Origin of the sequence: Luteibacter mycovicinus, assembly GCF_000745235.1 — a bacterium.
Lineage (GTDB): Bacteria > Pseudomonadota > Gammaproteobacteria > Xanthomonadales > Rhodanobacteraceae > Luteibacter > Luteibacter mycovicinus.
In genome coordinates, this window is sequence record NZ_JQNL01000001.1 from 4,497,889 (window position 1) to 4,524,070 (window position 26,182).

18 protein-coding genes are annotated in these 26,182 nt (G+C 65.3%); 4 read left to right on the top strand and 14 right to left on the bottom strand.

The features are described from left to right. Window positions 1–239 precede the first annotated feature (239 nt). The 4 genes from FA85_RS20105 to FA85_RS20120 all read left to right on the top strand — a co-directional run bounded on the left by FA85_RS20105 (window position 240) and on the right by FA85_RS20120 (window position 4,463). A complete protein-coding gene (locus FA85_RS20105) occupies window positions 240–1,424 on the top strand; it encodes an MFS transporter (protein WP_036113458.1) in 1,185 nt (394 codons plus the stop codon). A 787-nt stretch (window positions 1,425–2,211) separates the two neighbouring features. Further along, complete coding sequence (locus FA85_RS20110) at window positions 2,212–2,793, top strand: hypothetical protein (RefSeq protein ID WP_036113457.1); 582 nt, start codon at window positions 2,212–2,214, stop codon at window positions 2,791–2,793. Beyond that, entirely contained in the window at window positions 2,723–3,430 is a 708-nt protein-coding gene (locus FA85_RS20115; RefSeq protein ID WP_156110299.1) for a hypothetical protein, read from the top strand. Before FA85_RS20110 ends, FA85_RS20115 begins: the two co-directional genes overlap by 71 nt. Window positions 3,431–3,674: 244 nt before the next feature. Then, window positions 3,675–4,463: an XVIPCD domain-containing protein gene (locus FA85_RS20120; protein WP_239739796.1), complete on the top strand. Its 789-nt coding sequence runs from the start codon at window positions 3,675–3,677 to the stop codon at window positions 4,461–4,463. Between the two features lie 20 nt (window positions 4,464–4,483). On the opposite strand, the gene FA85_RS20125 is transcribed toward FA85_RS20120, so the two are convergent. The 14 genes from FA85_RS20125 to FA85_RS20190 form a co-directional block, all read right to left on the bottom strand. Further along, window positions 4,484–5,998 carry a DUF5597 domain-containing protein gene (locus FA85_RS20125; RefSeq protein WP_156108845.1) on the bottom strand — a complete coding sequence of 505 codons (1,515 nt, stop codon included), beginning with the start codon at window positions 5,996–5,998 and terminating at the stop codon, window positions 4,484–4,486. Between the two features lie 62 nt (window positions 5,999–6,060). Next, window positions 6,061–8,964 carry a TonB-dependent receptor domain-containing protein gene (locus FA85_RS20130; protein ID WP_051943691.1) on the bottom strand — a complete coding sequence of 968 codons (2,904 nt, stop codon included), beginning with the start codon at window positions 8,962–8,964 and terminating at the stop codon, window positions 6,061–6,063. Window positions 8,965–9,121: 157 nt separating this feature from the next. Next, on the bottom strand, window positions 9,122–11,059 hold the full coding sequence (locus FA85_RS20135; RefSeq protein WP_051943689.1) for a glycoside hydrolase family 127 protein: 1,938 nt from the start codon (window positions 11,057–11,059) through the stop codon (window positions 9,122–9,124). Between the two features lie 117 nt (window positions 11,060–11,176). Beyond that, on the bottom strand, window positions 11,177–13,603 hold the full coding sequence (locus FA85_RS20140) for a twin-arginine translocation signal domain-containing protein (RefSeq protein ID WP_036117672.1): 2,427 nt from the start codon (window positions 13,601–13,603) through the stop codon (window positions 11,177–11,179). A gap of 16 nt (window positions 13,604–13,619) precedes the next feature. Continuing rightward, window positions 13,620–15,203: an APC family permease gene (locus FA85_RS20145; protein ID WP_036113452.1), complete on the bottom strand. Its 1,584-nt coding sequence runs from the start codon at window positions 15,201–15,203 to the stop codon at window positions 13,620–13,622. A gap of 1 nt (window position 15,204) precedes the next feature. After that, window positions 15,205–16,962, bottom strand: a complete 1,758-nt coding sequence (locus FA85_RS20150) for a DUF885 domain-containing protein (RefSeq protein WP_036113449.1) — start codon at window positions 16,960–16,962, stop codon at window positions 15,205–15,207. A 12-nt stretch (window positions 16,963–16,974) separates the two neighbouring features. After that, window positions 16,975–18,756, bottom strand: a complete 1,782-nt coding sequence (locus FA85_RS20155) for a DUF885 domain-containing protein (RefSeq protein ID WP_051943687.1) — start codon at window positions 18,754–18,756, stop codon at window positions 16,975–16,977. 95 nt (window positions 18,757–18,851) lie between these two features. Continuing rightward, a complete protein-coding gene (locus tag FA85_RS20160; protein ID WP_036113447.1) occupies window positions 18,852–20,054 on the bottom strand; it encodes a M24 family metallopeptidase in 1,203 nt (400 codons plus the stop codon). Further along, window positions 20,051–21,646 carry an aldehyde dehydrogenase family protein gene (locus FA85_RS20165; protein WP_036113444.1) on the bottom strand — a complete coding sequence of 532 codons (1,596 nt, stop codon included), beginning with the start codon at window positions 21,644–21,646 and terminating at the stop codon, window positions 20,051–20,053. Before FA85_RS20165 ends, FA85_RS20160 begins: the two co-directional genes overlap by 4 nt. A gap of 3 nt (window positions 21,647–21,649) precedes the next feature. Then, window positions 21,650–22,555, bottom strand: a complete 906-nt coding sequence (locus tag FA85_RS20170) for a dihydrodipicolinate synthase family protein (protein ID WP_036113440.1) — start codon at window positions 22,553–22,555, stop codon at window positions 21,650–21,652. After that, window positions 22,552–23,850, bottom strand: coding sequence for an NAD(P)/FAD-dependent oxidoreductase (locus tag FA85_RS20175; protein WP_036113436.1), 1,299 nt, complete (start codon window positions 23,848–23,850; stop codon window positions 22,552–22,554). The genes FA85_RS20170 and FA85_RS20175 overlap by 4 nt, the downstream gene beginning before the upstream one ends. Beyond that, window positions 23,847–24,092 (bottom strand): (2Fe-2S)-binding protein, encoded by a 246-nt coding sequence (locus FA85_RS20180; RefSeq protein ID WP_036113434.1) that lies wholly within the window; start codon window positions 24,090–24,092, stop codon window positions 23,847–23,849. Before FA85_RS20180 ends, FA85_RS20175 begins: the two co-directional genes overlap by 4 nt. After that, window positions 24,089–25,186 carry an NAD(P)/FAD-dependent oxidoreductase gene (locus FA85_RS20185; RefSeq protein ID WP_036113431.1) on the bottom strand — a complete coding sequence of 366 codons (1,098 nt, stop codon included), beginning with the start codon at window positions 25,184–25,186 and terminating at the stop codon, window positions 24,089–24,091. The genes FA85_RS20180 and FA85_RS20185 overlap by 4 nt, the downstream gene beginning before the upstream one ends. Then, on the bottom strand, window positions 25,183–26,124 hold the full coding sequence (locus FA85_RS20190; protein ID WP_036113428.1) for a 4-hydroxyproline epimerase: 942 nt from the start codon (window positions 26,122–26,124) through the stop codon (window positions 25,183–25,185). The genes FA85_RS20185 and FA85_RS20190 overlap by 4 nt, the downstream gene beginning before the upstream one ends. Window positions 26,125–26,182: the final 58 nt, after the last annotated feature.

Genomic DNA, 26,182 nt, shown 5'->3' on the forward strand with positions numbered 1-26,182 from the left:
TGGATCCTGTCCGTGTGGGAATCCTCCATGGTGTACCCCTTGCCGCGTTCAGGGATTGTGCAATCGTGCGTTTCAGCGGCTCGCCGGTCGGCCGCTTTGTCAACGCACCGCGGCGACCCCTCGATTCGAAAGGACGGTCGCTACGGCGGATACCGGCGTGGCGCTGACGAAACATCCAAGCCCGGGTGTGGTGCAATGCACGATCATTCACACGGCACCACCGACCCGGAGCTTTCACGATGAGTAACGCCACACAGGGCAGCGGCCTGCCGCGTAGCACCCTGTATGCCATGGCACTGGCCGCCGGCCTCGCCGTCGCCAACATCTACTACAACCAGCCGATGCTCGGCATCATGGGCCGCGACCTCCACGACGGGGCCGTCGAGCGCTGGGTGCCGATGCTGACGCAGCTGGGCTACGCGGCGGGGCTGTTGTTCCTCGTCCCGTTGGGTGACGCGTTCGAGCGCCGCCGCCTGATCGTCCTCCAGTTCATCCTGCTGGCGATCGCGCTGGTGATCGCCGCGCTGGCGCCCGGCCTTGCGACACTGGCCTTCGCCTCCGTGATCGTCGGTGCGGCCGCGACGGTGGCGCAGCAGATCGTTCCGTTCGCGACCATTCTGTCCGAGCCGTCGAAACGTGGTGCGGCGGTGGGCACAGTGATGAGCGGCCTGCTCACCGGCATCCTGTTGAGCCGGACGATCGCCGGCTTTGTGTCAAGCGCGGCCGGCTGGCGAGTGATGTTCTGGATCGCCGTGCCCATCGCGCTCCTGGCGGCCCTGCTCATGGCGCTGCGCCTGCCGGAGCACCGCCCGCCACGCCGTGTGGGTTTTGCCGAGCTGTTCGGTTCACTGGTCGGTCTGTGGCGCGGCGAACCGCTGCTGCGTCGTGCCGCACTCACGCAGGCCATGATCTTTGCCTCGTTCTCGGCGTTCTGGACGGTCCTTGCGCTCCGCCTAGAACAGCCGCCGCTCAATCTTGGCGCCGCCTCCGCCGGCTTGTTCGGCGTGGTCGGTGCCGTGGGTGTGGCGATGGCGCCCCTTGCCGGACGCGTCGCGGATAGTAAAGGTCCGTGGATCGTCATCTCGCTGGGTGCCGCAGCCACCGTCGTGGCGTGGGGTATCTTCGCCGTCTGGCCGACGCTCGCCGGTCTCATCGTCGGCGTCATCGTGCTCGACTTCGGCGTGCAGATCGCGCTGGTGTCGCATCAGCACCTGATCTACGGTCTGCACCCCGAGTTCAAGAGCCGTCTCAATACGTTGTTCATGACCACCATGTTCGTCGGTGGAGCGATCGGTTCGTTCGCGTCCGCCGAGGCATGGCGCCGCGCCGGCTGGCCCGGCGTGTGCCTGCTCGGTGGTGGTTTCGCTTTGATCGCGCTGGTGGCGCGGCTGTTACATCGGCCGACATCGCTCCCAACCCATTGAAAGCGGTCCCATTCCATCTTTACATGGGCGCGCGCCGCACACTGCGCGCCCGCTCACATCCGGATCAGGGCACAGGTTGCCTTCACCCACCGTTCCATACTTTTCCATCTCTGTCTCCCTGATGAGTGAGCAGTAGCCAACTGTGGTAGGAGCCAGCCCTGCTGGCGATCCCACCTGCCCCGAGTGGTGGCATGCCTAAATTCCAAAGACATGCCACCATCGCTCAAACAATGAGCCTCATCGGCCTGCCCGAGACCGGGCACCGGGCGGTGTGATCGAGAAGTGGATTGCGACGTCCCTCGTTGCCAAAAGGCCACACGGCTACGCGCCGGATGGAATCGGCAAGAAAAACCTCAATAACAACGGCTAGCGCCGCGGTTCTTCAACCGTGTTCGCGACGTGTGCGGACGGTCCGGTAAGCGCTGAGAGGATCGCCGCAGGCAAGCGGAGGAGGGGAGAATGCCCGAGTATTTGGCATAGCCGTGGTCAACCTTGTCTGTTGATTAGGATCAGCGGACCTCGTGGTGCTCTAACACCCCTGGTCCGCGCTCTCAGCGCCTTGAGCGATGGTTACCTGCGATGCGTGGAATGCGATTGCGCAGGCAATAGGTGCGATCTAGCAAAAAAGACGCGCGTGTATTGAGAATTGCGACCAATATTCGACTGTTCTTTATTTTGAGAAATATCTCTTTTCTTACTACCGGGTTGACGTTCCCCGGTAGCCTTCTTCATCCTTCGCCTCCTGGACGAAAGGAGAAGCCACGCGCCGTGAGGCGATGGGAAAGGGATGAAGAGGTCGATACATACCTGGGTCTGGTGGTTGTTCGTTCCTGTCGTGCTGATGACTGCAGCAATCTGGCGCAATCCATTGCCGCCCGGAACGCGAGGCATACCCATACGGCAGGCATTTCCTCTAGACAGAGCTGGCAAGTCGACGACGATCGATTTCTGGCTCCGCGAGGAAGAAGCTGACTTGAGTCGTCGCTTCATGATTGCGATTGAATTTCCCGCTTGGCACAACGCTGCGACGAGCTTCATCCGAAATGCGCGACCCGCGATTCGGGCGCAGGTCTGGAGGGTCGACGGTGGCGACCTCGCGACAGTGAACCTTCTGGATATGGACGGTATCTACGCCGCATTTGGAAAGTCGCGTCAGTGGAATCCATCATCTTCCGCGCCCACGCGGGCCTTGCTTCATATGCGGCCCGACGGCAACGACGATAAAACGGAGTACGTTCTCGTTGGAGGCTTCTATGCTCAGGAATTTGGCCACTATCGAGCGTGCATTGAGGCAGCATATGACCTACCGATTCTCGAAGATATTCAGTCAGAAATTGTGGTTGATCAGATTTACAACGGTGGAAAATAGCCGGAAAAAACATATGGATCTGCCGGCGCGGGGATCTCGGCTCGGCAAGCCAGCGAAGAACGTTCTTCTGCCTCGGATCTATCTTTCGCCGCTCTTCGCAGCGCTGGCAGTGGTCAGTTCGCCTGGATATGGGACGCCCGCTGATGCGGGAGATCGGATTCCTCTGCGCCACGACTTTCCCATCGACAAGGCGGGCAGATCGATGGTGATCGACTTTCAGCTACAGGAGGGGCAGGACGACCTCTCACGCCGCTTTATGGTGGCGATAGAGTTTCCACACGCCTACGCGCTTGCCCGTGAGTACCTGATTCGTGCCGAGCCGCCGCTACGGGTGCGCGTCTGGCGGATTGATCGGGGATCGACGACGGAGCTGACCGTCCTCGACATGGACAGTATTTTTAGTGTGCGTGGGAAGTTTGAGCTCTGGAGGGGTAAGGCATCGGTACCAATGAATTCAATGATGCACTTACATGTACATGGCTACACCGCTTCCCGTGACATGGTGGTTGCCGGAGGTTTTCGTGCGTACGGCTACGGTCACTATCGTCTGCGCGTCGAGACGGCCTATGACCTTCCGGTGATGGTCGGCGTGCCAACGGAACTTGTTATTCGCGATTTTTACAACATGGGTAAGTAGGAGATGTTTGGTGTCACAAGGAAGGTACTCAGTCACGATATTCGTCGCCGCCCCGGGCACACCGCTACTCGATGGCGGGACATCTCTGCCTGGGCATATGTATCTGTCGACGAAAGTTGACGACAGGGACGCGAAGAGTCACGGGTTTGCTCCGGCGGAGCACGGACGCACAAATGGCGTTGGAGTGGTAGCTACGGACGATGTAAAGCAATACCAGAGCCCGCTTTACTCCAGAACGATGGAGGTGACCAAGGAACAACATGATCGACTGGAGGAGTTTGCTGAGAATCCGGCTATCTTCGGTTTCAACATGCAATACCAGGATGTGCGGAACAACTGCGTGGACTTCACCTGGGCTGCCCTGAACCACGCGGGCATCCATCGCGAACGGCATCTTGTGGTACCCACCATTGGTGGCCTCGGGCCTGACATCCGGATTCCGACGTGGACCGAGGCGTCAGGTAAGAACGCGCTCCGGCCCACCCAGAACATTAAGGATATTCAGAGCATCAAGGATCCGGTTCCGCACAGCCCGATGAATACCGAGCAGCGCAATCCAATGCCTAAAGACCGCTCCGCTACGCAGTGGCTGCTGAGCGAAGAACGTACCCTCGACCAGCCCGCTCATCCAGCGAACGGTATGTTCCGCCAGGCGACGGATGGCGTCGCCAAGCTGAACGCGGAGCACGGTGTTGCGCCCAGCCCTCGCGATTCGCGCTTTGCAGGCTCACTGACCGTGGCCGCCACCGCGGAAGGCATGCGCGGGATCGATCACGTTATGCTGAGCGACGACGCGAGCCGGGCGTTCGCGGTGGAAGGCAACCTGCAAAGCGTGCATGGCCTCGACCGGAAGATGGCGTGGGTAGAGACGATGCAGGCTTTGGAGACGCCGTTGGATCGAAGCAGTGCGGCGTGGCCGCAGGCCGAAGAGCAGGGCAGGGCTCTGGTGCAGCAGCAGGAACAGCAGCAACAACAACAGGCTCAGCAGGAAATAGCGCGGCCATCGAAGGCGCCGGTCATGAGCCTGAGCTAAAACAAACTTTCCGCCTTGGCTCAGTAGTCCCCAAGGCGGACCTTCAGGTAAACCGGCTTCTGACCCAGATTGATCCCATAGTCCGTCTCATCGCCGTTCCACCAGCGACGCGCCTTCCAGACCCCTCCTTCGTAAGCGCCTTCCTCAACCCGCAGCACCTGACCCATCCGCTTGTCGGAACGATCCCGCTCGAACTCCACTCGTGCATGGAACCCAACGAGCAAATACTCGTCCTTACCCAGCGGAATAAACAGCACATGCCCATCGGCGGCGGGGTTACCCGGCAATTCCGGCGGTGCGTCTCCCCACGAAGGTGCCCCATACGACACATGCGCCGTCCAGCCACCGCCCAGCGCAACGTCCGACTCCGCCTGCCCACGTTGCTCGACGGCAGCTTTCAGTGTCCCGCGAAACGCTGCGTCGGCAACCAGCCCCTGAATCGGCCCAACCAGCGCGAAGTTCCGCGCATGCGCCTCGATAGCCGCCTTGACCTCAGGCGTATCCGCCGGATGATCGATACCGAAGATCGAAAAACCCACGCCGCCCTGCGCAAGTACATGGAACAGGTAAGGCGCATTCCCCGCCTCGAACCCCGTCTCGGAGATCCACGGCGGATTGTCCGCCCGCGTGTACTGCCCGACGACCTTCGTAAACTCGTTGTAATCGGTGCTGTAGAGATCGGTGCCGATGAAGTCGATGTGCGACGCGCTGACCTTCCAGGTGTCGAGCACGTTCCAGGTGGCGCCGCCGCTGGGATAGTCGTAGCCAGGCATGTGTTTGCCCTTGTAGCGCAGCCATGTGTTGACGTACATCGGTAACGGGTAGCGGGCCTTGCCAGCGGAGGCGACCTGATCGATGTAGCGCGAGATGCCATAGGCGTTGAATTGCTCGTCGGCGTCGGCCCCGAACGTTGCCGTCCAGTCGCCACCGGGAGGACGACGGAGCGCCCGCGTCAGCGCATCCGGCACCGGCGCGGCAAAGGCTTTCTCAGCGGCCGGCGACTGGTCCCGGATCGCACCGATGCTTCCCGGTTCGTTCTCCACCTGCACCATGATGACCGTATGCCGGTCGCCGTCGACCTTGCGCAGGTGATCCATGAGTGCGGCGAAGGCCGTCTCATCCGCATGCAGGTTGGATTCCGCATACGGCGACATGTCTTCCTGCGGCGTGCCGTGTTCGTCGAGCGCCCGTGGGTAATGCACCGGGTCGGATTTCATCCATTCCGGCACATAGTGCATCTGCCCGTTCTTCCAGCTGCCGAACCAGAGCACCACCAGACGAAGCCCATGCGAGCGAGCGCCCGCGATAAGCGCATCTAGATTGGTCGTATCGTATTTGCCGGGAGATGGCTCGAACTGCTCCCAGTACACCGGCGCCTCAAGTGTATTGGGATGCAGGGCAAGCACGTCGTCCCAGACCTCGGGCAGCACCGCCGGCCACGCACTGGAGTTGTGCAGCTGCACGGCGAGCACCGTAAACGGCTTGCCGTCGACCTGCAGCGCGTGCCGCCCGTTCGCGTGTACGACGCTGGGCATATCCGTGGCGAGCGCGGAAGCGCTCGCCACGGCAAGGCAGCACCCAGCCAGAACGGTGCGGATCAAAACGACACCGTCGCGCGGACCCAGTAATAGCGGCCGAGCAGGTCGTAGGTGGCGACGTCGGTATTGGCGTTGGTCACGTTGTTGGAATAGTAGAGGGGCGGCTGTTTGTCGGCGACGTTGTCGATACCCAGGTCGAAGCGGGTATGCCATGGCTGCACGTTATAGCCTACCTGGATGTTGTGGTAGACGTACGCGCCCACCTTACGCTCGACGCCCGCGACATCGGAGTCGGCCGAGAGACCCTGGGTCAGATCGTCGCTGCCGATCTGCGAGCGGCCGACGTAACGCATGCGCCATGACGCGCTCCAGTCACCCATCGACCAGTTGAGGGTGCCGAGGCCGCGCCACCGCGGGAAGTTGCCATACGAGTACGTGTACATGCCCGCGTTGTGGATCACCACCGAGCTGGGATCGGTCGTATCCGGGTTGACGTCGTAGCGCTTCATGTACGTGCCGTTGAGCGACGCGTTGAACTTGCCGAAGCTCGTTTCAGGAAAGCGATAGGCCAGGCCGAAATCCGTTCCCGCCGCCCACAGCTTGCCGAGGTTGACGGTGGGCTCGGCGATGTAATTGATCGTACCGTTGCCGTTGCGGTGGATAAGGGCGCAGAACGCGCTGGACGGATTGGAATAGCACTGGTTCATCACCGTCTGCGCGGACACGGTGGAAATCGTGTCTTTCAGGTTGATCTTCCAGCTGTCCACGCTGAAGGACAGGCCGTCGAGCCAGTGCGGATCGTAGACGAAGCCGACGTCGTACGAGCGACCGGTCTCCGGCTTGAGCTGATAGCCGGCGAGCACCGAGCCCGACGCCTTGCCCGAAACCTGGCCGTCGGCCTGACGATACGAGCCGTCGGTCGGCACGTTGGCGCAGGCCGCCTCATGGCCGCCGGTATAGCCGTTGCAGGGGTCGTTGGCGGTTGCCGCGTCGCCGGCCACCCCCGCGTAGAGTTCACTGGTGTTGGGCGCACGGAAGACCTGCGAGACCGTGCCGCGCAGCAGCAGGTCGTCGACCGGACGCCACTCGAGCGAGACCTTGCTGTTGGTCTTGCTGCCGACGGTGCTGTAGTCGGACCAGCGCGAGCCCACGGTCAGATTCAGAGAGCGGATGCCGGGCAGGTCCGAAAGCAGAGGTACGAGGGCTTCGGCATAGGCTTCCTTGACGTTGAAACTGCCTGCCAGCGTGGACGCGCAGTACTCGATGACGCCGCAAAGTCCGTTTTCGTCGCCGGTCCAGAGGGAGTCGGCCGAGGTGGACGTGCTCTCCTTGCGGTACGAGAGGCCCGTCGCGAGGCTCACCGTACCGGCGGGCAGGTCGAAGAGATCGCCGTTCGCGTTGGCCTCGAACTGCTTCACGGTGTACACGCTGGTGACCGTCGGGTTGACGATCATCGACTGCAGCGTGGCGAGGCTGGACGCCGAATTGAGGTTGAAGATGTCCAGCGGCGTGCAGCCGGCGATGGCATTGCCGGCGGCACCGCAGCGCACGCTGCCGTCGCTATCGAGAAACGACTGGCCGACCGCCTGATTGAATGCGTCGTAATCGAGGAAGCCGTTGTTGCGCGAGATCTGACGCACGCGGCCATAGTTGATATCCGCGTCCCACTGCCAGCTGCTGTTGCCGAACGAGCCGCGCAGGCCGGGATTGAGCTGCAGGTTGTACGTGTTGTACTGGTAACTCCGGTTGCCGAGGACCGTGGCCCGCGAGTTGAGGTCGTTGTACGAGGTGCCGGTGGTACGGTCGGTACCGAAGTTCACGCCGAACGGGTTGTAGTAGCTGTCGGCCGAGACGAGAAAGTTGTCCCCGTTGGCGAAGATCGGAATCGGCGCGATCACCGACGAGGACCTGGTCTTGCTGAAATAACCGTTGACGTATGCCTGCACCGAGGGCGTGATCTGGTATTTGCCCAGTACGAAAGCATTCGTGCGTTTCTGCGGAGTCTGCAGCAAGTTATAGGGCTGGTAGTTGTACGAATCGCTGCCGCCATAGCAGTGGAAGTCGCCCCGGCCGGTCGCGCCGGTCACACCCGGGTTGAGGGTGACGCGTGAGCAACCGGACGACGCGGCCAGGGCATCGGAAGCGGCGGAGCCGTCGTTGAAGTTGATCGAGCCGCCCGGCGTGGCCGACGAGCCTTGCTTCACCGACGCGCCGTCGATCAGGTAGAGCGCGTCCTTCGAATAGTCGCGCGCCGCGGCCGAGACCGCGTCGATGTCGCTGTAGGAGAGGCCGGCGATGATGCTGTAGTTGCTGCCGGTGTGGCCGGCTGTCAGCGAGAAGTTGCGCCGGTTGCCGTCGCTCTGCCGGCTGGTTCCGAAGTCGCTGGAGATCTGCACCCCATCGTAATGGTCGCGCAGGATGAAGTTGACCACGCCGCCGATGGCATCCGAGCCGTAAACGGCCGATGCGCCATCGCTGAGCACCTCCACGCGCTCGATCATGCTGGCGGGAATGGCGTTGACGTCGTTATAGGCGAGACGTACGCCGTTGACGAGGATCAGCGTGCGCTTGTCGCCGAGGCCGCGTAGCGAAACGGTGGACGCGCCCGTACCGCCGCCGTTGTTCGTGTTCGGGTTGGTCGCGTTGCCGGCGATCGAAGGGAGTTCCTGCACGAGATCGCCGAGGGTCGGCTTGCCGGTGGCTTCGATCGCCGCACGGTCCAGCGTGACCACGGGGTTGGCGGTTTCGGTATCGACGCGGCGGATCCGCGAACCGGTGACGGTCACGGCATCCAGTGTTTTGGCGTCGGAGCTCGTGGCGCCGGTGGTGTCCTGGGCAAACGTGGCGCCGCTGCTTCCCAGCAGGGCGAGACAAAGCGCGGCATGAAGCGTCGTGCCGGCGAAGCGCCTGGAGGAGGTCGGACAACACGAGCGGTCGTACCTGGTGCGATGACGTGAATACATGGCTTCCCTCGTTGGCGGTGGCGATAGGGTGCAAAACTCCGTCGGCCGGTCGGCAGACCGGTCGCTGGGCAGGTGGAGCGTTTCCCTGCGCGCGCTAGCGCGTCGCACCGGGCCCGGTGCGTTTCCTCGTCGAACGGCGTGTGGCCGTTCCCCCGGTTCAGCCAGCGTCGGTGGCGGACCCTTCGGTCTGCCAGTACACGGCGTAGCGTTCACCCTGGATCGTGTTGAGCGGTGCGACATCGACCACGCCATGGCGTGTGGTGGCGCGGTAGGTCAGCGGCTTGTCCCCGGGGATAAGCCATGCAAGCGGGTCCGCCTCGTCCGGCGCGATCTGCGGGGCGGGTTGCGGCTTCGGCTCGGGTGAGGGGCCCGCGTCGTAGCGGCCGTATTGCTGGTCGTGCGTGAGGCCTTTCGCGCCGAGGCGCGCGGCGAGCACGATCGGCCCGTATGTGATGGCCTGCAGATGATCGTCACCCGGCAGCGGCACACTGCGCAGGGTCATGGGCAGCGTCAGCGACACACGATCGCCGGACTGCCAGGTACGCTTGATGGTCAGGTAGCTGCCGGGCGAGGCGAAGGTGTCGAGGGCTTCGCCGTTCACTTCGACGCGCGCCCCGGGCGCGATCCACGAAGGGATGCGAAGGTTCAGCGCGATCTCGCGAGGCTGCGTCAGTGTGAAGCGGAGGCGTGTGGCGGCTTCTCGCGGAAAATCGGTCTCCTGGCGGAGCGTGAGACCCATCTCAGGCCAGTCGAGTTCGGACGCGATAAAGAGGTTGACGTGCAGCGCATCGTCGTCGCGGAAGTAGATCGCATCGTTGAAGCGCGCGAACTCCTCGGCGCCGCTGCCCGTACAACACCAGAACGAGTCGGTGGGGGAGTTGTAGAACTTGGCTCCGCCGGGGCGCAGCGAGTAGTAGTAGAGCTTCATGCCCTGCGCGTCCTGCGTGCCGAGGCGCGCGTTGTACAGGTTGCGCTCGTAGTAGTCGAAGGCGCGCGGGTCGCCGTTCCACGCGTAGACGTGGCGCGTCAGCTTGAGCAGGTTGTACGCGACACAGCACTCGGCGGCATACAGTCCCAGCTGGCCCCTGAGGTCGCCGGGACCGGTGTTCCAGAACTCGTCGTTGCTGGATCCGCCTGTCGCGTAGGTGCGGTTCTGCGTGACGGTCTCCCAGAAGAACTCGGCGATACGACGGTAGCGTGGTTCGCCGGTCAGTTCGTAACGACGTGCCGCTCCGATGATCTTGGGGATCTGCGTGTTGCTGTGCAGTCCCTTGAGCTCGTCGCGATGCGAGGCGAGCGGTTCGAACAGGGAGGCCTGGTCGAAGCGGTGCGCGGCATCGAGATAGCGGCTGTTTCCGGTGATGGCGTAGAGATCCACCATCGACTCGTTCATGCCGCCGTATTCGGTTTTCAGGATGTGCGCCATGTCGGCGTCGGAAAAACCGTTGAGCCAGCGCACGGTCCAGTTGCCGATGCCGGTGGCCACGGCGAGCGCCTGCTTGTTGCCGGCCAGCCGGTACATGTCGAGCATGCCGGCCTGGATCTTGTGGAGGGTGTAGAACGGCGCCCATACCTTTTCGCCGGCGCTGAGGCGATCGAAGAACGATTCGGGGAAGGCGCTGAGGTAGCCGTTCGGGCGCTGGCAGCTGGCCAGGATGGCGACCAGTTCGTCGCCGCGCGCCTTCATCGTGGCGTCGCCCTGCGCGGCCCAGGCCAGCGCCGCGGCGGAGAGGTAGTGGCCACCGGTAAAGTGGCCGCGCAGTTCGCAGTCGGGTTTTTCCCAGCCGCCGAACGGTCTGGCCGAGGATGGCTGACCCGCCTGCACACGGAAACTGTGCGCGAGCCGGTCGACCGGCAGACTATGCAGATACTCGAGGTTGATCGCCGCGGCACGGCTGAAGTCGCTGTCGAGTAAACGGACCTGATTCAGGGCGAAGGGCTGCATCCGGCATACCGGCTTTTCGCGTGCCGCGCTGGCGGCGACGCTGGCCGGGTCGGCGGTGTCGAAGGCGCGCACGCGGGGTACGGCGAGGGCGCTTGCGAAGGCCAGTGCCCCCGTCTTCAGAAACCGCCTGCGTTTGTCGGAACCCTGCATGCCACCCCCGATGCTTATGGATCGCACCCCCCGATGCGCTGTTTCATCGTGCCGTCACATGGACGGACCGTCTTGTGTCATTTGCGGTGCGTCGATGCGGAATCCCGCACACCGATGTCATGAGAACTGAAGTGTGACCACGAGACGCTGCCCGGCACGCCCTCGCAGGCGAATCTCGTCGCCACGACGATCGGCGGCCGCCACCGCTTTGCCGTCGACGTGCGCGTCGCCGGCGGTGCGTCCGTCGGGTGCGCGCAGCGTGAGCCAGATCTCGCGCGGCGTGCCGCTGGCGGGGAGCGTGACCGACGCCGTCAGGCCGTGCTTTTCTCGCCGGATCGCCAGGCCGCAACGTCCCCAGCGCGTCGGCGCGTCGACGATCGACAGCGGCTTTTCCTCCACCAGCCACGCCGAGGGAAGCGCACGACCGAGCAACAGGACGTCGCCCGCGCTGTCGTCGAACACGAAGGCCCATCGCAGCAGCAACGGAATCGTCATCTGGGCGGGCATGCAGAACAGCGGCATGCCTCCGCTGATATCGGTGACCTCACCGGCGGTCCAGCTGCCCGGCGTGTGCGCGTGATAACGATGCGCGTAGAGGAACAGCAGATATTCGTCCACCCGGCCAAGGCGCAGCAGCTGTTGCGCGTAGCCATAGGAAATGAAGCCGAGGATGTCGCGACTTTTCGCATCGACCGGGCCGATGTTCGCGACCACGCCGAGACTGGTCGCGCCGTGGCCACGCATCGCGTCGATCACGAGATGGGCGAGATCGTCGGGCAGGACATCCGCCTGCAGCAATTCCGCATAAGCGCGGTGCGGCCATTGCTGTTCGCTGGGGTGCTCTTCGGCCAGCGCTTCGCGGAACGTCCGGGTGACGCCCGGCAGCGGCCCGACGTAGGGAGGCTTGAGGTCGCGGCGTACGCTGACGCGGACGCTTTCGGTCACACGTTGGCGAAGCGTATCGGCTCGCCGGGTCCACAACGACGCGTTCGCCGCGTCGTCGGGTGCGATGCGCTGCCAGATGGCCGCGATGTCCGCGAGACCGCGCGCGGCGAGGGCGCTGTTGGCGAAGTAGGGTTTCCACCAGAGCGAAGGATCGGGGAACAGGCAGGCGTCCGACTCGTTCCATCCATGGATCAGGCCGTAGCCGGGTGCGCTCGCGGCGAGCTGCAGGGATGCGTCATGCAGTTCGATGAGGATGGCCGCGGTCGCTTCGATCTTGCGTCGATGTTTGCGGCACAGCGCGACGTCGCCGGTGTAGGCCACGTAACGTGCGATCAGCGACAGGGTCAGCCCGAACTGCGCCGTCTCGGCGCCGCGCATGTTGATCATGCCGTCGTCCTGGACGAAGTCGCTGAAGTAGCCGTCGAACACCGCGGTGGCCTGGGCGAATCGGCCCCATTCGAGATTGGCGTAAAGCGAACTGGTGAAGGTGTCCTGGAAGCCGTCGTATTCGTTGCCGTAGTAGTCGCGATCGACGGCGCCGTATTTGGGGTAGGTGCCTTCCGGTCGCACCACCAGTTCGCGCGCGAAGGCAAAGCGCGCCATGTCGGCCCAGCCCGGTGCGGGGATCTCGGCCTGGGACGCGTCGGCCAGCTCGGCATGCCAGCGGTCGTGAAAGCGCAGCAGGGCAGCGTAAAACGCCTCCGCTCCGGGCGGTTCGCGCCGGGGCGGGTAAGCCGGGTAGCTGTGCCCGTAGACGACTTTCGTGATCGCGCCGCGCTCGACCAGCGCGGTACGGTGCCAGGTCTGTACGACGAAACGATCGCTGGCATCGACATCGGCGAAGACGATCACGTCGTACCAGCGATGCTGATCGAGCGGTACGACCTTGTGTACCGCGGGGAGCCAGCCGCCGAGGAGCCCCTCGCGGCGACGGGCGACCTTCTTCGGGTCATGCAGATCGGCGAAGACCTGATCGGCGTGGTACCCGCGCGTGCTGCCGGAGGTGTAGACCGGCATCGTATCCAGGCACTGCCGCGTGCCGACGAAGGTCGTCCACGGGAGGCGGCCGTAGTAGTTTTCGGGGTCCAGTACCGACGCCGGGGGTGGGGCGGCGAGGCGTACCTTTGCTTCGTCGGGCTGGCCGGAGGCGAGCAGGCGGTCGGCGAGCAGATCCGGGCCGGCGACCGCGATGTCGGCAAGCGCGAGGCCGAGATAGGGCTTCGGTGCTTCGTCCCAGGTGGCCTCGGTGCGCTTGTGCAGGACGATCGCTTGTTTGCCGTCGGTAATTACGAGCGCACCATCGGGATGGGTGAGGTCTTCTTCGACGTGCCAGGCCCGGTCGTCGAGCGAGAAACCGCCCAGGTGGGCGAAGCCTTTGCGAGGGACCTCATCGAGTGGGACGCGGGGAGCATCGCCAGCAGGGCTGGCTCCTGCATGAGCGGGTTGAGGACTCGCTGGCGATGGCGTGCCTGCTGTTGTAGGAGCCAGCCCTGCTGGCGAACCCAGATCGCCCCGCAACCACCCTTCCGCCGAAACCGATCCCACCCCCACCGCGGCACTCGCCGCAGCGAGAGTCCGCATGAAATCCCGCCGGCCCATCGCCGTGCGTTCGCTCTCAATCATCGTCATCATCCAAAGCCAGCGCGGACGCAGGTAACCCTGTCGCCGCGCCCCAGTAATAAATGCCCAGCGACGCGACAAACACCGTGACGGAATCCCACGGATGCGCCACGACGCCGTTTCCGCCGAAGGTCCCGAACGCCGACACCAGCATGATCACGAGATAGAACCCGATCAGCCAAAGCGCCGAACGCACCTGCTGTGCGAGCACGTCACGCGCCGCGCCCACGGCGCGTTTCACCACGACATAGACAACGAACGCGGCGACCTGCAGTCCGAGCAACCACGACACCGTGCCCCAGCCGGACCAGTAGACGATCAAGCCGGCCACCGCGAAAGACACCGGTCCGATCACCGCGAAACCGCGGACACGAAACGGCCGGTCGAGCTCAGGCGCGCTCCGGCGAAGCGCGGCGACCGTGACGGGGGCCACCGCATAACTCAGTACCAGCGCGGCGGACACCACCTGGATCAGCGCCTCCCACGACGGAAAGGGCAACGTCCAGAAGATGGACAGGGCCAGCGTAAGCCATAGCGCAGGACGCGGAATGCCCGACTTGAGGTCGATCCGCGTAAGCGCGGGCAGAAAGCCGCCACTGCGCGCCCAGCCGTAGACGATGCGCGGTGTGGCGTTCATGTAGATGTTGCCAGTGCCGCTGGGCGAAATCACCGCGTCGCAGACCACCAGCGTCGCCAGCCAGCCGAAACCGAGCGCGAGCGCGATGTCGTGATAGGGAAGGGCGAACGCCTTGTCCATACCGCTCCAGCCTCCCGACAGGAGGTCGGTCGGGATGCCACCGAGGAAGGCCAGCTGCAGCAGCACGTAGATCACTGTCGACAGCAGCACCGACAGGATCAACGCGATGGGAATCGTCCGTTGCGGCTCGCGCACCTCGCTGGCCACGGACACGATCGGCGTCAGGCCGAGGTAGGCGAAGATGATGCCGCCCGCCGACACGGCGGCTTCGACACCGGACAGCCCGTTCGGCATGAGGCCGTGGATGCTCAGGTTGCCCGGATGAAAGTGGGTCAGCAGCATCACGATGACCAGCATGGGTACCACGAACTTGAAGACGCTGATGATGTTGTTGGCTTTTGCGAAGGTCTTCACGCTGTAGTAGTTCAGCGCGAAGAAGAGCAGCAACAGGGCCAGCTGCACGAACCAGCCGAGGACGCTCGCATGGGTGCTGCCGGGCACGTTCAGCGCGGGTAGCCACGCGGCGGCGTACTGCCGGCATGCGACGGTCTCGATGGCGATCAGGCTGGAAAACGCGATCAGGGTGATGAAACCCATCAGGGAGCCGAGCAGCGCGCCATGCGAGTACTCCGGGTAACGCACCGCACCGCCGGCTCGCGGCAGTGCCGCACCGAGTTCGCAGTAGACCAGACCGAGCAGCAAGACGGCGGCTCCGCCGATCAGCCAGGAAAGAATACCGGCGGGTCCCGCGAGTGCGGCCACATGCCCCGCTGCGAAGAGCCAGCCCGAGCCGAAGATCGCGCCCAGTCCGATGAAGGTGAGATCGACCAGTGTCAGTCGCTTCTGGAAATGGCCTTGTGCGTCGCGGGGTGCATCGCTCATGTCAGTGCGCCCCCTCGGCATACGGTGATTTGCCGCCGCCCGCGATAAACGCGTCGATACGCTGGTTCAGCACCGGCAGCGGCACGGAACCGGTGGACAGCACCGTGTCGTGGAAGGCGCGGATGTCGAAGTGCTCGCCCAGCGCCTTCGTCGCACGCTCGCGTCCGTCACGGATCGCCATCTCGCCGAGGTAGTACGACAGCGCCTGCGCCGGCCAGGCGATGTAGCGATCCACCTCGGTGTCGATCTCGTGCTCCGCCAGCGCGGTGTTGTCGCGCAGGTACTGGCGTGCCTGCTCACGCGTCCAGTGCAGATGATGGATGCCGGTGTCGACGACCAGACGGGCGGCGCGCCACGCCTGATAGCTGAGATAACCGAACTGCTCGTACGGCGTCTGATAGATGCCCATCTCCTGACCGAGATACTCGCAATAAAGCGCCCAGCCCTCACCGTATGCCGAGATGTAGCTGAAACGGCGGTAGTCGGGCAGGCCGGTGGTCTCGGCGGCGAGAGGCATCTGCAAGGCGTGCCCCGGTGAGGATTCGTGCAGGGTCAGCGCGGGCAGGGAGTAAAGCGGGCGAGCGGGCAGGTTATACGTGTTGACCAGATAGATGCCCGGGCCGCCGCGGCCACCCGTGTAGATCGGTGCGAGATCGTCAGGCACCGGTTTGATCGCAAAGCGGCGGCGCGGCAGCAGTCCGATGTAATCGCCGACCACGGCGTCCACTTCCTTCGCGATCCACGCGGCGTCCTTCAGCAGTTCGTCGGGTGTCTTTGCGTAGAACTGCGGGTCTGTACGGAGGAATTGCAGGAAGTCGGGAAAACTTCCCTTGAAGTCGACCTCTTTCATCACCGCAAGCATCTGGCCGTGGATGTCCGCCATTTCCTTGAGCCCCAGCGCGTGGATATCGTCGGGACTTCGGTCCAGCGTGGTGTACTCGAGGATCTGCGAACGGTAAAACGCCTTGCCGTCAGGCAGGTCCTCGGCGGCGAGACCGTCGCGCGCCTTCGGGTAATACTCATTCTTCATGAAGGCCAGCAGCTTCGCGTAAGCCGGGCGGACCTGCGCGGCGATCGCCTTCTTCGCTTCGTCGCGCAGACGTGCCTGCTCGGCGGCGGGAATCGTCGCCGGCATTTTCAGGAATGGCGTGTAAAAGAGATTGGCGTCGCCTTCCGCGTCCGCCACCGTGCGTATGCCGTCGTACTGACTGCTCACCACGAGCTTCGGCTGGCTGAAGCCACGGGCCAGGCCCAGCCGCATATCCGCGATCTGCTCGTCGAAATACCGCGGTACATCGCGCAGGCGCCCGAGATAGTTCCGGTACGCATCCGCGTCGGTGAACGTGGCGCGCGCGCTGAAGCCGAGGTTGCTCCAGAACGCCGAGTCCGCGTTGAACGGCATCTGCCACGTCCTGAAGCGCTGGTCGGCCAGCAGGACGTCGACCTGCTGGCGGAAGACCGCGTAGTTGACCGGGTCTTCGCCTTTCAGCTGCGCGGGATCGATCGCCTGGAGCTGTTCCACGACCTTCGTCCAGTAGGCCTCGCGTGCGGCCTGGGTGGCGGCGTCGACTTTGGGAAGGCGGTCGGCCGGTCTGGCCGGACCGTCTTCGTCATCCGCGCCGGCGAACTGGGCCTGGCGCCACGCGTACTCGCGGCTGGCTATCTCATGGAACCGTTGAGTCGCGTCGTCGGCGAGCACAGGGGCGGCGAAAGTGACGATGCCGAGCAGGCAGGCAAGACGGGCGGATGGACAGGCCATGAGGCTCTCCGATCAGTGCGAGGTGGGCTTTGCGGCCTTCTGTGCGGCGATCCATGCATCGGTGCGCGCATCCAGCAGTTCCAGCGGCATGGCGCCGCCCGAGAGCATTTCATCGTGGAAGGCACGGATGTCGAAGGCGGTGCCGAGGGCTTTCTCGGCCCGCTGACGAAGTTCCAGGAACTTGAGCTGGCCGAGCTTGTAACCGAGCGCCTGGCCCGGCCACGCGATGTAACGGTCGGTCTCGGCCTGCATGCTCGGCTCGTCCTCGGCCGGATGGGCGTGGAAGAAGTCGATCATCTGCTTGCGCGTCCAGTGCAGCGCATGCACGCCGCTGTCGAGCACGAGACGGTCGGCGCGCAGCAGATCGCCGCTCAGACGCCCGTAGTCGTTGTACGGGTCTTTGTAGAAGCCGGCCTCTTTGGCGAGGCGCTCCGCATAAAGTGCCCATCCTTCGATGTACGCGTTGTACCCGGCCTGCTGACGGAACGGCGGTAGCGGCAGGCTCTGCGCAATCGAGATCTGCAGATGATGGCCCGGTACGCCTTCGTGATACGCGGTGTCTTCGATGGTGTAGAGCGTGCGCTGGGCGAAGTCGCCCGTGTTGACGAAGACCACGCCGGGACGCTTGCCGTCGGGCGTACCCTGATGGTATTCGGCGCCGGCGGCGTCTTTCTCGCGGTAGGCCTCCACGGCCTGCACGTACAGGGCCGTGGTCGGCAGATGGCCGAAGAGTTTCGGCAGTTCGGGCTGCATACCGGCAATGTACTTGCGGTAGCCGTCGAGAATCTGCTCGCGCGAGGTGGCGTAGCGTTTCGGGTCCTTTGCGACGGCGGCGCGGAAGGCGGGCAGGTCGGCGTAGCCGAGCTGTTTCGCGATGGCGGTCATCTCGCCTTCGATCCGCTTTACTTCATCCAGACCGATCTGATGGATGCGCTTCGGGTCGAGGTCGGTGGTGGTCTGTGTGTGGATGGCATAGCGATACCTTGCGTCACCGTCGGGCAGGGACCAGATCCCTTCCTGCGTACGGCCGTGCGGGGCGTAGTCGTTGGCGACGAAGTCCGCCAGTCTGCGATACGCGGGGCGCACCTCGTTGTCCACAGTGGCGAGGATCGCCTGTTTCAGCCGCGCCTTGTCTTTCGCTGGCACGCTGTCCGGGATATGCGCGGCCGGCTGGCCGAAGACGTTGGCTTCGCCCGCCGGATCGGCGATCTGCCGCGCCTGCACGGCGACCTTTTCGAGCAGGTAACGCGGCTGCATGAGCCCATCGGCCATGCCTGCTCGCGATGCGGCGATCAGCTGGTCGACGATGCCTGGGATCGCCCTGAGGCGGGCGAGGTAGTCCTCGTAGTGGCGTGTGCTGTCGAACGGGATGGTCGGAACGAAGCCGGGAAGCTGAAGCTGCACGCCACCGATCTGATCCAGCACCATCTCGTGATTCTTGAGGCGGATGGCTTCGAGGCGGTCTTTCAGCTCGCGCACGGCCATGGCCTGACTGAGGCGGCGCTGCTCGTCGAGCTGGGACACGTCCACGGCTTCGAACCGGCGCAGGAAATCGGCGGTGGCCTTGCCGTCGACAGCGACGTGAGCCAGCGAATAATCGGTCCAGCGGTCGTTATAGCGGTAATCGCCGATGGTCGTGGCGAGTTCCGGACTTTCCTTCAGCTGGTATTCCCAGCGCTCGGCGACGAGCGCGTCGAAGGCCCTGGCAGGCGCGTCGGCCGCTTGAGCGGAGGCGTATGGCGCGGCCAGCAGGCACGCGAGGACGAGGCCGCGGACGGCTGGAAAACGGGTCATGCGATTCCCCTCTGGAACGTATCACCCGATGCTCGCGCGAGTGTCACCGGGCGGCTAGAAGACATTGCCCGGTGACGATGCGGCATTGTGCACAATCAGGCAAACGGTTGCTCGATCGAAGGCGACGGCTCGGTGAACCACGCGCCACCGTCGTCGGTGACGTAGAAATGGTCCTCGAGGCGGATGCCGAAGCGGCCGGGAACGACGATCATGGGTTCGTCGCTGCAGCAGTTCCCCGGTGCGAGAGGTGCCGTGTTGCCACGGACGAGGTACGGCGCCTCGTGGATGGCCATTCCGCAGCCGTGGCCCGTACGGTGCGGCAGACCCGGCAGGCGATAGTCCGGCCCCAGGCCGCCGGCTTCGATCACGCGCCGCGCGGCGGCGTCGATGTCCGCACAAGGCACGCCGGGGCGCACCGCGTCGAAAGCCGCCTGTTGCGCCGCGCGTTCGAGGTTCCAGATGCGCGACTGCTCGGCGTCCGGCGCGCCGAAGACGTAGGTACGTGTGATGTCCGACTGGTAGCCGGCCACGCTGCAACCCGTATCGATCAGGACGACCTGGTCTTTCTCGAGGTATTGTTCGCCCGGCACGCCATGGGGATACGACGTGGCCACACCGAACTGCACGATGCAGAACGTGGAACCGTTGTCCGCGCCCAGCGCGCGATGGGCGCCGTCGATAAAGCGCTTCACGTCACCGGCGGCGATGCCCTCGTGCAGCATGCCGGCGGCGAGCGCCTGCACTTTCAGCGTCATCGCGCAGGCTTGCTTCATCAGGGCGAGTTCCGTCGCCGACTTGCGTGCCCGGCACCCGTCGATCACCGGTGTCGCATCGACGATATCGCGGGTCCCCAGTGTGTGCGCGAGCCCCGTGAACACGTTGAACGGCGCCGCGGGGTCCAGGGCCAGCGTACTCGCGCCGCGTGAGGCCATGCACGCGGCGACCAGCGCGCAGGGGTCCTCGTGCTCTTCCCAGAACGCCATCGTCATCGGATGGGCCAGTTCGGCGCGCAGCGAACCTTCCTCGAACGCGGGGCAGATCAATACCGGCTCGCCCCGTCGCGGAAGCAGCATCGCGACGAGCCGCTCGGTGGCGCCCCAGGGAATCCCGGTGAAATAACGCAGCGACGTGCCGGCCGTGACCAGCAGCGCACCTGCGCCAGCGGCATCGAGCAGGCGTTGCGCGCGCTCCAGGCGAGCAAGGTACTCGTCCCGGCCGATGCGTGGCGCAAGTTGCGTCCACGGTGTGCAGGCCTCGCGGGCCTGCTCCGGGGTCAGGTGTCCGATCTGCGTGCTCATGCGGCGTCACCCACGTCCGCATCGGTCCAGCGGCCGTCGATCCGTCGCTGCACGCCGCCAGGATTGCGGTCGCGCAGTTCCGGCGGAAGCAGGGCATCGGGCACGTTGTCGTAGCTGTGCAGCGCCGTGAAGCGGTGAATCGCTGACGGCATGCCCACGGCGGTGAAGCCGGCATGGCTCGTCGAGGGGAACGGGCCACCGTGATTCATGGCGGGGCTGACCGCCACGCCGGTCGGCATGCGATTGGCGATGAGGCGACCGACGCGCTCGCGCAGATGCCGGGCGATGGATTGCCACGACGCATCGTCGCTGCCATCCGTCGCGCGGTACATCGTTCCGGTGAGGTTGCCCTCGAAGGCTCGCGCGATGGCAGCGAAGTCGTCATCGCCGTCGGCACGGACGAGCAGACTGACCGGACCGAAAGCCTCCGTCTGCAAAGCGCCTTTATCGGCGACGAAGGCCGCGGCATCGACGCTGAGCAGGGTCGGCTGGAAACGGTAACCCGCGTCGTCGCCGGTGGCCCCACCGGCGAGCACGGTGGCGCCCGCTTTCCTCAACGCGCCCACGGCGCGCATCAGGCCCTCCTGCACACCGCGCGAAAACAGGACGCGGGGCGTCGCCGCGGCGAACTGCGCCGTGGCGCTGGCGACGAACGCATCGCCATCCTCACCGGTGGGCACGATGACGATGCCGGGGTTGGTGCAGAACTGGCCACTGCCCATCGTGCAGGACGTGAAAAAGGCCGTGGCGAGTGCTTCGGCATCTTCCGCAAGCGCACCCGGCAGCAGGAACACCGGGTTGACGCTGGACATCTCGGCGTAGATGGGGACACCCGCGCCATCGGCGGCGGACTTCAGCGCGAGGCCACCGGCGCGACTGCCGGTGAAACCGATCGCACCCAGCCGCGCGTCGGAAGCGAGGGCCGCGCCGATCGCGTTATCGAAGTGATACAGCATCTGCACCGAGGCGGCCGGCAGGCCCGAGGCCAGGACCGCCTCGTGCGCCAGCTCGGCGAGCCGTTGTGAGGTCGCCGGGTGCGACGGGTGCGCCTTGGCGATCACGGGATTGCGTGCCGCGATGGCCGAGGCGAAGTCGCTGCCCGCGATCGCGTTGAAGGCGAACGGAAAATTGTTCGGTCCGAACACCAGTACCGGCTTGCCCAGCGGTGCGCGATGCGCTCGCAGACCACTGGCCGTGTCGATGACCGGATCGCTCCAGCTGTGTTCACGCACCGCGCGTGCCGCCTGACGTAGCTGTCCGCTGGCACGCGGGAGTTCGACCGAGCGCAGTCGCGGCTCGGCGGGCAGTGCCGTTTCCGCGGCGGCCAGGGACACGAGCGTTTCGGCATCGGCGTCGATCGCCGCCGCGTAGCGCTCGAGGAAATCGGCGATGCGCTCGGGCGGCACGGCGGCCAGTTCACCGGCGACCGCCGTGGCGGCTGCGAGCGCCGCCTCCACGTCGTCCGCGCCGCTGACGGGAAACGACGGCCCGATGGCTTCACCACGCGTGGGATCTTCCGCGTGGAACGAGCCGGTGGGCGCGTCGGCGGCGCGCCACTGGCCACCGATCAGAACCTGCGGCTGCTCGGCCATGGATCAGACTCCCGGCCGGGTGGCGATTGCGTGGTCGATCACCTTCATCGCCGCGTCGCGCTCGGCGCCGGCCACCGGCAGGCGCGGCGCGCGCACGGTTTCGCTGCCCATGCCGACGCGCGACTGCACCAGCTTGATCAGCTGTACGAAGGTCGGCACGGTATCGAGGCGGAGAAGCGGGAGGAACCAGGCATACAGGGATTCCGCGGCCTTGGCACCGCCATCGCGGGCCAGCTCGAACAGCTTCACCGATTCGGCCGGATACGCATTGACCAGGCCGGCGATCCAGCCGACCGCACCCATGCTGACGCCTTCGACCAGCGCGTCGTCCATGCCGACAAGCAGTTCGAGACGATCGCCGGCGAGCGCACGGATGGCGGCGAAGCGCCGCACATCGGCGGAAGATTCCTTGACGGCCTGCAGGTTGGGGAACTGACCCGCCAGCTCGGCGATCTGCGCCGGCGTGAAGTCGGTCTTGTACGCCACCGGGTTGTTGTACAGCATGCACGGGAGGTCGGTCGCGGCGATCACGGCCTTCACGTGCGCGCTCATCTCCCGCCAGTCCGTGGAGTAGACGTATGGCGGCAACACCATGAGGGCCGAACAACCGATGGCCCTGGCGTCTTGCGCCAGCCGTACGGCTTCGTCGGTGGAGAGCGAGGCAATACCCGGAATGACGGGCGCGCGGCCGTCGAGCGCCTTGACCAGCGTCCGCAGGATGGCCGTCTTCTCGTCGTAGCTCAGCGTGGCGGCTTCGCCGAGCGAGCCCAGCGGCACGATGCCCTTGCAGCCGGCGTCGATCATCTGCAGCGCATGTTTGGCGAGAAACTCGTGGTCGACCTGGCCATCGGCCTTGAATGGCGTGGTGATGGCGGGAAGGACGCCGTGCCAGAAAGTTGCGTTGCTCATGCTTGGATGCCTCTCGATGCAGGAAGGGAACTGGGAAAATCCGGCTCGCCCAGGGTGGACAGGCGGGCAGGGAAAAAGGGCGGGCGCGCATCGGTGCGCGCACCCAGACCGAGCTCGGTCATGGCCGCGCCGCATACGCGGCCCTGGCAGGCGCCCATGCCGCAGCGCGTGGCGAGCTTGGCGCTACGAGGGTCCCCATGGGCGCGGACGGCACCGAAGGACACGTCTTCGCAGCGACATATCAGGGTGTCGTCGCGGGCGAGCTCACGGACGCGCGGTGACAACCCGAAATGCTCGCGCAACAGGGTCGCGAAGGCCCGCGCGTGATCGCGTCGACGCAGGAGCGCATCGGGTATCGCGACGCCGGCAGCGGCCAGCCCGGCGATCCGGCCTTCGAGACGCGCGCAGTCGCGGCCACCGATACCGCAGCTCTCGCCCGCGGCGAACGTATCGTCGAGGCTGGTGCGCTGATGGGTATCGACATCGACCTGAGGATGAAGCGTGTCGGCGCGCGTCGCGCAGCCGATCTGGCGGGCGAGCGTCAGATCCGGGACGAGACCGAAGCCGACCGCGAGTACGTCGCAGTCGACGCGTTGCACATGCCCGGCGCGCTCGATCAGTGCGGCCGACACGGCGTGCTCGCCGACGGCCTCGGTCACGACGCTGCCGTGGCGGTAGTCGATACCGCGAAGCGAGACCTGCAAGGCGGCGGCCTGTGCGAGCTTCGCCGGCCAGCGCCAGAGGCTGCGGGCGAAGCGGTGAAGCTCACCGGTCGACGCCTGCTCATGAATGCCGGTGACGATGGCGCCGTGCTTTCGTGCCGTCGCCGCGGCGGCAAGAAGCAGCGGTCCGCTACCGGCGATAAGTACACGTCGTCCACGCAGGGCCCAGCCTTGCTTGACCAGGGCCTGCAAACCACCCGCCCCGACCACACCCGGCAGCGTCCAGCCCGGAAAAGGCATGAGTAATTCGCGTGCGCCCGTCGCGATGATCAGCGAGCGGTACGGCAGCAGGTAACCGCGTCGCGGATCCTGCAGCAGAAGATGGCTGGCTTCCGTGGCGATGACCTGCGTCTCGGCCAGCCAGGTCACACCGCGCGATGACAAGGCCTCACGGATGCTGCGATCGGCCATGGCGGGATAGCCGTGTCGTACGTCGTGACGCCATACCTGGCCGCCGGGCTTCGGCTGGCTGTCGATGAGCACGACGCGCCGCCCGTGTGTGGCTGCGGCGGCCGCCGCGGCAAGACCCGCGGGACCCGCACCGACGATGGCGATGTCGAAGGTGTCGCTCATTCGCTGTCTACCGTCATGCCATCGCGGACCGTGACCTGGCAGGCGCGCTGTTGCGCGACGCCGTCGATACGCACCCGGCATTCGAAGCAGACACCCATGCCGCACAGGGCGGCACGTTGTTGACCGCTGACGGAGCGGCGGAACGGCAGGTCGAGGCTGAGCAGGGCGGCGGCGACCGTGATGCTGGCCGGTACGCGCCTGATGACGCCGTCCACGATGAGACGTGCTTCCCGCACCGTCATGAAGCCACCCGCGCTGGATCGTAAGGCGCGGCGTCGATGGCCGTCGGTCGGCCGAGCAGCTGATCGATAAGCAAGCGTGCGCTGCCAAGCGACGTGGTGACGCCCAGCCCCTCATGACCGGCCGCGACCCAGGTGTCGGCCATGCCAGGTACGCGGCCCAGGTACGGTAAGCCGTCGGTACTGACGGGGCGGAAGCCCGTCCACACGCGCAACGCATCGAGCTCTCGCAACCATGGAAGGAACCGGAAGCTTCGCTGCAGCATCATCCGGACCATATCCATCGAGACGTCCGCATCCGCCGCGTCGTATTCGCGGGAGGAGCCGATGAGGATCTGCCCGGTCGGGCGCGGCTGCACGTTGAACGCGACGCTTGCCGCATCGGCACCGTGAGCGCTGTCCGCATAGCCGAGTTCAAGCAACTGGTGATTGACTCGCTGCCCGTAGCGTTCGGTAATCACCAGGTGACCTTTCCGCGCGCGGATCGGCAGTCGTGGCAGCAGTCGCGGCAAGGCGCATCCGGTGGCGACGAGTACCGGACCGTGCAGCTTGCCGCCGTCCTGCAGTACGACACCACCCGGTTGCAGCCGGAACGCGTATTGCCGGTGCAGCGTGGCCCCACGTTCGAGCGCGAGGTCGACCAGATGCCGCGCGACGGCCGGTGGATAGACCACCGCTTCCCGCGGAATCAGCAGCCCGCCGCGCAGGCCGGCGGCGAGCATCGGCTCGAGTTCGTACAGACCGGCGGCGTCCACGGCTTCGGCGACGACGCCCGCGTCGGTCAGACGTGCCAGCTTGTCGGGAATGCGTGCCAGTTCATCGTCGTTACTGGCCACCCACAATGTGCCGCAGCGGCTGAACTCCGCGGCGGGCAGTTCGGCGAAGGCTTCCCACAGACCGAGCGAATATCGCGACAGTGCGAATTCCGCCGGGTCGTCGTCCATGGCCACCAGGTGACCCATGGCGGCCGCGGTGGCGCCGCCCCCGACGGTGGCGGGCTCGACGATAGCGACCTTGAGGCCCTCGGCGGTGGCCTGCTCGGCGCAGGCGGCGCCGACGATGCCGGCACCGATGACTATCAGATCGTACGTGCTCACGCGGTGCCGATGCCCCAGGCCAGCGGGTCGGCCTCGTCGATCAGGATCGTGCCCTGCATGGTCACGTGCGCGCTGCCCGTGATACGCGGAAGAACGCCGCGCTCGCCGTGCTTGTAAGTCGCCTCGAACAGGCTGCCGAGGATGCCGGCCTGGCGCCACACCTGAGCCGGATCGAGCTTGCCATCGGCGGCCAGGCACGCGACCTTGGCGCTGGTGCCTGTGCCGCAGGGCGAACGGTCGTAGGCCATGCCGGGGCAGAGGACGAAGTTGCGTCCGTCGCCGCCGCTCTCCTCGTCCGGCCCGTTCAGCTCGATATGGTCGATTTCTTCGTCGTTCGCGCCGGTGATGCCGTCGCGTTCCAGACCGGCGCGGATCGCTTCCGTGTACGCGGTCAGCGCCCGCTGGTTGGCCAGCGTGAGGGGCAGGGGAGACTGGCTCGTGATGAAAAACCAGTTGCCGCCCCAGGCGACATCGCCCGTGACCGGGCCATGGCCTTCGACGTCCACCGATACGTTACGGCGATACCGGTAGCTCTCGACGTTGTCGATCGACACGCGTCCGTCGTCCAGCAGCTCGATACCGACGATGCCGACCGGCGTCTCGAGACGATGCCGGCCGGGGGCGATGCGGCCGAGATGCTGCAGTGTGCGTATGAGGCCGATGGTGCCGTGGCCGCACATGCCGAGGTAGCCGACGTTGTTGAAAAAGATCACCGCTGCGCACGACGACGGGTCGGTCGGTTCCAGCAGCAGCGCGCCTACCATCGTGTCCGAGCCGCGCGGCTCGCACGCGATCGCCTGCCGCCAGGCGTCGTACCGTTCGCGCATGAGCTGACGGCGACCGGCCAGTGGGCCGTCACCCAGATTGGGAAAGCCGGAGAGGACGACCCGGGTAGGTTCGCCGCCAGTGTGTGAGTCGATGAATTCGATGTGATGCATGGCCTCCATGCTCACCGGGGCGGCCTGTCTGCGTATAGAAAGCTTTACCGATGACGGA